Origin of the sequence: Arcobacter sp. (genome assembly GCF_050300555.1) — a bacterium.
GTDB lineage: Bacteria > Campylobacterota > Campylobacteria > Campylobacterales > Arcobacteraceae > Arcobacter.
In genome coordinates this window covers 1-554 of the sequence record NZ_JBNKXY010000329.1, presented here as the reverse complement: position 1 = coordinate 554, position 554 = coordinate 1, and the positions used below count along the sequence as shown (strand labels likewise).

At 36.8% G+C, this 554-nt stretch carries 1 protein-coding gene; it reads left to right on the top strand.

Annotation, left to right across the window (positions count from 1 at the left end; all coding sequences use genetic code 11):
• Positions 1-499, top strand: a 499-nt coding sequence (locus ACQY5W_RS13465) for a hypothetical protein (RefSeq protein WP_428025480.1), incomplete at its 5' end; no start/stop codon positions are given.
• Between the last annotated feature and the right edge of the window lie 55 nt (positions 500-554).

Below are 554 nucleotides of genomic sequence, written 5' to 3'. Positions count from 1 at the left end.
TTGGTGGAAGGATAATCTGAAATTATTAAATTGCTTCAAAGGAATTGCACAAGTTACAGCAGGAAAGGGAGATACAATGTTGTTTTGGCAGGATTTATGGAATGGGAAAATATTGAATCAAGTATATCCTCACTTATTCTCATTGACAAATAATGAGAGCATCACTCTGCAGATGGTTTTACAGCTAGATGAACTTCATGATCTATTTAGCTTGCCTGTATCTGAGGAGGCCTTCACACAATTCTGTGATTTGGATGTCTACCTACAAACTTTGCAACTTAATGATAACACTGGTCAATGGAAATATATATGGGGAAATGGTTGTTACAAGGCAACAAAAGCTTATAAATATTTGTTAGGATCCCAGTCGGTCCATACTGCATTTAAATGGATTTGGCAATCTAAGGTCTCCAAAAAAATCAAAATCTTTATCTGGCTTCTCTTCAGAGACAGAATAAACTCCAGGAACCTCCTAAAAAAGAAAGCATTACAAGATTGAAGGTGATGACTACAGTTGTGTGCTCTGCAGCCCTAATGTGGAAGAACTATCCTAC